This window comes from Metapseudomonas boanensis, assembly GCF_018704125.1.
GTDB lineage: Bacteria > Pseudomonadota > Gammaproteobacteria > Pseudomonadales > Pseudomonadaceae > Metapseudomonas > Metapseudomonas boanensis.
The window spans coordinates 21,982-29,892 of record NZ_JAGTIS010000031.1 but is presented as its reverse complement, the minus strand read 5'-3'; the positions used below and the strand labels follow the sequence as shown (position 1 = coordinate 29,892).

Annotated in this window: 5 protein-coding genes and 1 pseudogene; 1 reads left to right on the top strand and 5 read right to left on the bottom strand. The window is 64.2% G+C overall.

Features of this window, described 5'->3' with window-relative positions; all coding sequences use genetic code 11:
* A pseudogene (locus J7302_RS25780) lies at positions 1–319 on the bottom strand (phosphogluconate dehydratase); the annotation flags it as partial.
* Positions 320–587: 268 nt separating this feature from the next.
* Here J7302_RS25780 and J7302_RS25775 point away from each other — a divergent pair.
* On the top strand, positions 588–905 hold the full coding sequence (locus J7302_RS25775) for a heavy metal-binding domain-containing protein (RefSeq protein ID WP_215381588.1): 318 nt from the start codon (positions 588–590) through the stop codon (positions 903–905).
* Between the two features lie 95 nt (positions 906–1,000).
* Here J7302_RS25775 and J7302_RS25770 read toward each other — a convergent pair whose 3' ends face one another.
* The 4 genes from J7302_RS25770 to J7302_RS25755 are packed head-to-tail and all read right to left on the bottom strand — an operon-like array spanning position 1,001 to position 7,905.
* Positions 1,001–3,454 carry an efflux RND transporter permease subunit gene (locus J7302_RS25770; protein WP_215381587.1) on the bottom strand — a complete coding sequence of 818 codons (2,454 nt, stop codon included), beginning with the start codon at positions 3,452–3,454 and terminating at the stop codon, positions 1,001–1,003.
* A 17-nt stretch (positions 3,455–3,471) separates the two neighbouring features.
* Positions 3,472–4,533, bottom strand: coding sequence for a WD40/YVTN/BNR-like repeat-containing protein (locus J7302_RS25765; protein WP_215381586.1), 1,062 nt, complete (start codon positions 4,531–4,533; stop codon positions 3,472–3,474).
* Positions 4,534–4,591: 58 nt separating this feature from the next.
* Positions 4,592–5,950 (bottom strand): DUF1329 domain-containing protein, encoded by a 1,359-nt coding sequence (locus J7302_RS25760; protein WP_215381584.1) that lies wholly within the window; start codon positions 5,948–5,950, stop codon positions 4,592–4,594.
* 38 nt (positions 5,951–5,988) lie between these two features.
* Entirely contained in the window at positions 5,989–7,905 is a 1,917-nt protein-coding gene (locus J7302_RS25755; protein ID WP_215381582.1) for a DUF1302 domain-containing protein, read from the bottom strand.
* Between the last annotated feature and the right edge of the window lie 6 nt (positions 7,906–7,911).

Genomic DNA, 7,911 nt, shown 5'->3' with positions numbered 1-7,911 from the left:
CACCCGCCACCTGGCCCACCGAGCCGATATCGCGCAGCGCCTGCCTGATCCGTTCCGGGTAGTGCTCGTAGGGCTGGTGCGCCGAGAGCATGTCGTTGTAGGCGGTGACAATGGCCACGTTGGCCGCGTCCATCAGGCGCAGGCGCTGCTTGTCGCCCCCGCCGCAACCGGCCACGCCGTGGGCAAAGTTGGCGCATTGCAGCTTGCCGCGTTGCGGCCCCTCGCTGGCCGCCTGATGGATCATCGCCAGATAGCGCTCGCGGGTCGCGCGGCTGCGCTCGATCAGGCGCTCGGTTACCTCAAGGACGCGGGGATGCATGGAATCGACTCCAGATAGCGGATGATTTTGTTTTAATGCCGAACAAAATACGACCATGAAGGGTAAAAAACCACAGATCACAGCAAAATATTTTGTTATTACAACAACAAAATCATCAACAGTGGTTACCGACCTGACCACCTCGCCCGGTGGCGAGTGCTAAAAGAATACGCTTTGGAGCGTCTTGGCTCATCCTGGTTCGGGATTCCGCCCCTCGCCCTGTAGTGGGGCTATGCTTCAACCCTCTTTGAACAGCCAGGAGCGCGCCATGATTCTCTCCACCACTCCCACCCTCGAAGGCAAGGCCATCCGTGAGTACCGCGGTATCGTCTGCGGCGAAGCCATTCTCGGCGCCAATGTGTTCCGTGATCTGTTTGCCGGCATCCGCGACATCATCGGCGGGCGTTCCGGTGCGTATGAGAAGGAACTGGCCCGCGCGCGGGAGATCGCTTTCGAGGAATTGAAGGAGAACGCGGAAAAGCAGGGAGCCAATGCCGTGGTCGGTATCGATATCGACTATGAGGTGGTGGGCCAGAACGGCAGCATGCTGATGGTGAGCGTCAGCGGCACGGCAGTGGTGGTCTGAGCTGCCGCGCGGCGGGGTAATCATCCCTCATCCGAACGCGGCCCGCCCTGGCCCCTCTCCCAAGGGGAGAGGGGCGGTTGGGACTTGTCCCTTTCCTACAGCACTTCGGGCTCTACCCGGCGCTCGCGCAGGAAGAAGTAGGACAGCGCGGGGATCAGGATCAGCGCGCCGAGCATGTTCCAGATGAACATGAAGGTCAGCAGGATGCCCATGTCGGCCTGGAACTTGATCGGCGACCAGGCCCAGGTGATCACGCCCGCTGCCAGGGTGATGCCCACCAATGCCACCACCCGGCCGGTGAAGGCCACGGCCTTCTTGTAGGCGGCCGACAGCGACAGACCCTCGCGCTGGTACTGCAGCTGCACGCTGAGCAGGTAGAGTGCGTAGTCCACGCCAATACCCACGCCCAGGGCGATCACCGGCAGGGTCGCCACCTTCACGCCAATGCCCATGGCCACCATCAGCGCCTCGCACAGCACCGAGGTGAGGACCAGCGGCAGGACGGCCACCAGCGTCGCCCGCCAGCTGCGGAAGGTGATCAGGCAGAACACCGTCACCGCCAGGTAAACGTAGAACAGCATGGTGCGGTTGGCCGAGTGCACCACGCTGTTGGTGGCGGCCTCGATGCCGGCCGTGCCCGCAGCGAGGAGGAACTGGCGGTCCGGCTCGCTGTTGTCGGCGACGAAGCGCTCGGCGATGGCGGACACTTCCGCCAGCGTCTGGGCCTTATGGTCCTTGAGGTAGGCGATCACCGGCATCACCGAGCAGTCGGTATTGAACAGCTCCGGCGTGTTCACCGAGGCCTGCTGGGCGGCGTAGTTGAGTACGTCCTGGTTGCGCTGCAGGCTGAGGAACTTGGGGTTGCCCTCATAGGTTCCGGCCGTGATCTGCCGCACGGCATTGGTCAGAGACACCGTGGTCTGCACGTTCGGATGCTGCTGCAGGGCCCAGGCCAGGCGATCGGCCTGCACCAGGGTCTGGTAGTTGAGGCAGCCTTCGGCCGGGGTCTTGACCATCACCGCGAACAGGTCGCTGGACAGCGCGTAGTGTCCGGTGATGTAGGCATTGTCACGGTTGTAGCGCGAGTCCGCACGCAGCTCCGGCGCACCGGCATCGAGGTCACCGATCTGTAGTTGCAGACTGACCACGAAGCCGGCCACGCCCATGAGGCCAGCCACGACCACCGCAGTCAGGGCCCAGCGCCGCTCGGTGAAGCGGTCGAGGAAGTCCCAGATGCGCCCGAAGCCCCGGTGCGCGGCGGCGTTGGAGTCGATCCGCAGCGCGCGCTCAGCGGCCTTGGCGCCGACGCCGACGTAGGACAGCGCCACCGGCATCAACAGCAACGAGGTGAAGATCAGCATGGCAACGCCAATGCTGGCGGTGATGGCCAGGTCCTGGATCACTGGGATGTCGATCAGCAACAGCACGGCGAAGCCCACGGCGTCGGCCAGCAGCGCCGTGACCCCGGCGAGGAACAGCCGGCGGAAGGTGTTGCGCGCAGCCACCTGGCGGTGGGTGCCGCGGCCGATGTCCTGCATGATGCCGTTCATCTTCTGCGTGGCATGGGACACGCCGATGGCGAAGATCAGGAACGGCACCAGGATCGAATACGGGTCGATGGCGTAGCCGAGCCAGGCGACGATTCCCAATTGCCAGACCACCGCCAGCAGCGAGCAGAAGATCACCAGCAGGCTGCTGCGCAGACAGCGGGTGTAGGCCAGGATGATGAAGAAAGCGGTCACCACGGCCAGGCCGAAGAACATCATCACGCGGATGAGGCCGTCGATGAGATCGCCCACCAGCTTGGCGAAGCCGATCACGCGGACCTTGATCTTGCCCTGCCCTTCCTCGCCAGAGGCTTGCGCCGCTGTGTCACCGGCGTATTCGAAGCGCAGGCGGAACTTGTCTTCCAGGGTGCGCGAGAACTGGTGGTAGTCCACGCCCTTGGCCCCGGCCGCGGCCTGGTCAAGCAGCGGGATCACCAGCATGGTGGATTTGAAGTCGTTGGCCACCAGGCTGCCGACGATGCCGGCGCGGGCGATGTTCTGCCGCAGCTGTTCGATACTCGCCGGTGAGCCGTCGTAGCTATCGGGCATCACCGGGCCGCCCTGGAAACCTTCCTCGGTGACTTCGGTCCAGCGCACGCCTGGCGCCCAGAGCGACTTCATCCAGGCACGATCGACGCCCTGGGTGAGGAACAGCTCGTCATGCACCTGTTTGAGCGCATCGAGGTAGTCCGGGTCGAAGATGTCGCCCTGGGTGCTCTCCACCACGACACGAACGCTGTTGCCCAGGCCGCGCAGGGATTTGCGGTTCTCCAGGAAATTCTGGATGTAGGGGTGCCCCTGGGGAATCATCTTTTCGAAGCTGGGGCGCAGCTCCAGGCGGGTGATCGCCATGTAGCCCAGCACCAGCGTCATCAGCAGGATGCCGATCACGAACGGCAGGCGGTTGTTGAAAACGATGCGCTCCAGCAAATTACCGCTGTGCACGTCGAAGTCGTTCAGATCTTGGATCACCGGTATCACGCCTTCTTTCATGCCACCCATGATGGGTTCGCCTCTCTTTATTCTTGTTGGGCAGGAGCCAGCGCCCGCAGGCTCAAGCCACGGTTGCCGGCCAGCACCAGGCCGGTCTCAGCCTGTGCCACGGCGCCGGAAACCGGCACTAGCGGGCCCGTCTCAACGGCCTGGAAGCTCGCGCCGCCATCGAGGCTGCGCAGGGTGTGGCCAGCCTGGCTGAGCAGGTAGAGATGGCCGGACGCGTCGCGAGCGGACGCGGTGATGCTCACCGGCAAGCCGGTATTCACTTGCACCCAGTTGGCGCCGCCGTCAGTGCTGCGGAACACATGGCCGCGCAGGCCGTAGACCAGCACGGAACCCGGCTGGCCGATAACGCCGAAGAACGAGCCCTGGTACGGCGAGGTCAGCGCCTCGAACCGTTCGCTCGCCGGGTTCAGGCGCAGCACCAGGCCCTGCTCGCCGACCACGAACAGGTCACGGCCGTCGTAGCCGATCGCGTTGAGGTGAAAAGCACTGGGGTTATCAGTGCGATCGGTCCAGGGCTCCCAGCTTTGTCCGCCGTCGCGGGTGCGGAAGATCAGGTTAAAGGCGCCGACGATGAAGCCATTACGCTCATCTTCGAACCAGACGTCGAGGAAGGGCTTGTCCGCACCCTCGCTTTCGATGCGGCGCGCCTCTTCCAGCCAGCGCTCGGCGTCGGGATGGTTGGCATAGGCGTCCAGCATCAGGCGACCCAGTTGGCGGCCGTCGAGCTGCTTCGTCCAAGTCCTGCCACCATCACTGCTGTGCAGCACCACGCCATCATGTCCCACGGCCCAACCCAGGGTTGGCGTGGCAAAGTGGACGGCGGTCAGGTCCGAACTGACCGGCACGCTGGCCTGGCTCCAGGTCTTGCCGCCGTCATCGGAATAAAGGATATGTCCACGCTGCCCCACCGCGACCAGGCGCTTACCGGCCTCGGCCAGGTCGAGCAGCGGGTTGCTGGCGGCCAGTTCGCTGCGCTGGGCCGGCAGGTCCAGCACGTCGATGAAGGGCGCAGCCTGGCTGATGCCTGCAGGCAATGCCAAGGCAAGTGCGGCCAGGGCGATCCGTTTGCTAAACAACATAAGGCTACCTCGAAAGCGGAGCCGCCGCCCCGTGGTTCAGGGCGGCGGCCAGGCTGGATCAGCGAATGCCGGCGCCGGCCAGGGACTCGGCGGACCACTGGGCCTTGCCCAGCGGGTCGATGTAGCGGATGCCGCCGTACGGGCCAACCACGCCGTTGATGTTGTAGGAGTTGCCAACCAGGTCGTAGATCATGAACGGCGTGGAGTCCGGGACCTGCTTGTCATAGCTCTGGCTGAGGAAGGCGAAGGAGCCGCGATAGAGCTGGCCACGCGCGTCGTACTGATCGGAGGCAAGGGCCACCCAGCTGTCCTCGTCGAGGTAGAAGCGACGTTTGGCGTAGATGTGACGGGCGCCCGACTTGAGCGTGCCTTCCACGACCCAGACGCGGTGCTTCTCCCAACGCACGTAATCAGGCGCCAGGTGGTTGGGCGTGGTCAGTGCCTTCGGGTCCTGGGCATAGGTCAGCTTGTAGGTGTTGTAGGGCACGACCATGTCCTGCTTGCCCACCAGCTTCCAGTCGTAGCGATCCAGCGCACCGTTGAAGACGAATACGTCGTCGTAGGTACCGGCGCCAGCGGTGCCCGGGTTAGGCGTGTCGTAGGCCAGGTTCGGCGCCAGCTTTACGCGGCGCTGGCCGGGCAAGTATTGCCAGGCGCGGCGCGGCTGCTCCACGGCATTGGCAGCGTCCTTGAGCATGATCGCCTCGCCAGCGCGGCGAGCCGGGCCGGTGTATTGCAGCTTCATCTGGTAGTAGACACCCGAGCTGTCGATGGTCTTCGACAGGTCCTCGTAGATCGGATAGTTGATGAACGCCATGCCGGTGGTGGCCAGGGTCGCCACGCCCGCGGCATCGACGTTCCAGGAGTCGTACTTGGAGTTGATGGTCACGCCCTGGTAGCGCAGCAGGAAGTTCCACATGGCTTCGCTACCCGATTGCGGGATCGGGAAAGGTACGCCCGGCAGCACGTTCTCGATGGCCAGGCCGCCATTGGTGGACTTGGCGCCGGTGGCATTCTTCTGGCTGTTGTCCAGCACGCCCTGGGGCATGGCCACGGTGCGGTGGGTCGGGTAGACATCGACGCGGAAGCTGGGATAACGCTTGGCCAATTCCACGGTCGTGGCGCTGAGCATGCCCTTGTACTGCTCGACGTTCTTGCCGTCGATCACCAGCACCGGCTTCTCACTGGCGAAGGGGTCCGGGCGCATGCTGTCGCCAGCCTTGAAGTTGGCCGGAGCGGTGGTCAGGCCGCCCTCATAGGCGGGGATCGAACCATCGGCGCTGGCGCCCTTCTCGGCCCCCACCAGGGTCAGGCTGCTGCCCAGCTTTGCGGCTTCTGCGGGGGAAACGGCGGCTTGCACCGAACCAACAACAGCCACCGCAAGGGAAGCCGCCAGTAGAGTTTTCACGAATTTCATCTCGTAGGTCTCCTGCTCGTTTTCGAGCAATGCGGATATCAGAAGGTGGTCTTGAAGGTCAGGTACATCGCGCCGCGGTCTTCCGTGGTGGCCCCGCCGCCGGAGAAGGAGGAATAACCTCCGGCGAAGCAGGTGTAGCGCTGCGTGGCGTCCAGTGCATTGGGGGTGGAGCCGTCAGTGGCGCCGTTTTCACATTTTTCGGCATCGCCGAAGGAATCGACGTACTTCAGGTCGACGAAGTACTGGTTGTAGATGGCTGCGCCGACACCCACCGAATAGGTGCCGGTGTCCTCGGCGCCGCCACCCTGGACCGGGGAAACACCGTCCAGGCCGACGTTCACCGACATCGGAGTGCTCATATCCACGCCCGGGAACACCTGGTACCAGGTGGGCGTGAAGTTGACCGCCAGGCCCCAGTTGTCACGCGTGGGCTGGTCAATACCGCGGTAGGTGCTCTTGCCCTTGTAGAGCGCCTCGTTCTTGCTATCGAGCTCCAGCAGGTTGCTGTAATACAGCTCGCCCAGCAGGGTCGCCGCGTCGAACAGCGGCGTGTCGCCGATGGCCATCAAACCGTTCACGGTCCAGTGCAGGGTGTCGCCGGTGGCGCTCATGCTGTCGCCGTCCCGGGGCACGTCGGTGACCACGCCGGTCCCCGGGACACGGGGCGGGAGCAGCCCGAGGCCTGCCGCCAGGCCACCGTTACCGGGCGCGCTGGTGATCGCCGGAATGCTCGCCAGCGGCATGTTGTGGCGAACGTTCAGGTCGCTGCCCACGCTGATGCCGCCGATGTCCTTGGACAGGCTCAGGCCGAAGATGTCGATGTCGTCGCCATAGGCGAACTTATAGCTAGTCGTGCTGATGGACCTTTGCACGTTGGCGATGGGGCCGGCGGCGCCGCGGGCCGTCAGCCCGGTACCGTCCAGCACGGCCTGGGGGAGGATTTCCGAAGAGTTGCGGTAATAGGCGCCCAGGGTGCCGTCCAGCCATTCGGGCGACCACTTGAGCATCAGGCCCCAGTCGCCGCGCTTGTCGGGCTCGAAGTCATGGCCACGACGAATGGTGGTCAGCGTCCCGTTCGGCCCCGCCAGGCCCGGACCACCGGTGTGGCCGAGCAGGAAGGACTGCGCCCCGAAGCCCACCAGGTCGGAGCTGCCGTAGTAGGTGCCCGCCTCAGGCAGGCGCGCGGCATCCCAATCAAGGAAGTACTGGGCAGCCACGGTCAGTTCGGGGTTGATGGTGAAGGACGCGGAAATCTGGTTGCGCGGAACGAACAGCTCCTTGGCTTCGGTACCGGGTGCGGCAGCCAGCTTGGCCAGGTCCAGGCCGGACTGGCCGTAGCTGATCCCGTGCACCGGGTTGAGGATGGTCTCGCCCCAATAGACGTTGTGCTGGCCGGCCTTGGCGCTGAACATCGACTCCTCGCCCACTTCGGTGCTGTAGAACACGAAGGCGTCGAGAATCTCGCCGGACGGGCCGCTGTAGTAACGCTGGGCATAGTTGCTCAGGTGCGGACTGCCGAACGCCGGGTTGGTGGTGCTGGGCTGGCCGACAATGCGCGAGAAGTCCTCGTTGCCGTTGACGAACGGGTTGGAATTGGAGCCGGCATTGTCATAGGCCTTGTCGTACCAGCTGGCAGCGCTGACACGGAAACCCATGTTGTTCTGGTAGACCACGTCCAGCTCGGTCAGCAGGTCGACGCGGTTGGTGATGTTGGTGCCGGACTTGCGGAAGTTGTAGTCGCCGTCGTTGTTGTTCGGCGTGCCTAGCATGGTCTTGTCGGCACTTTCGGTGCGAACGCCGTAGTTGTACTTGACGGTGTTGTCGAAGCGCACGGCCCAGTCCGGATTACCGGTATCGAGTTCAAAGGCCTGGGTCGACGACGCGCCCATCCCGGCAAGGACAGCCGAGGCGAGCAGGCACCTGCGCAGGTTCGGACTGTGATTCTTGTTGTTCATGCGTTG

Bases quoted from the DNA above. Each gene is read 5' to 3' on its own strand.
- J7302_RS25765 (WP_215381586.1), bottom strand. From the start codon at position 4,533: ATGTTGTTTAGCAAACGGATCGCCCTGGCCGCACTTGCCTTGGCATTG.
- J7302_RS25775 (WP_215381588.1), top strand. From the start codon at position 588: ATGATTCTCTCCACCACTCCCACCCTCGAAGGCAAGGCCATCCGTGAG.
- J7302_RS25770 (WP_215381587.1), bottom strand. From the start codon at position 3,454: ATGGGTGGCATGAAAGAAGGCGTGATACCGGTGATCCAAGATCTGAAC.
- J7302_RS25755 (WP_215381582.1), bottom strand. From the start codon at position 7,905: ATGAACAACAAGAATCACAGTCCGAACCTGCGCAGGTGCCTGCTCGCC.
- J7302_RS25760 (WP_215381584.1), bottom strand. From the start codon at position 5,950: ATGAAATTCGTGAAAACTCTACTGGCGGCTTCCCTTGCGGTGGCTGTT.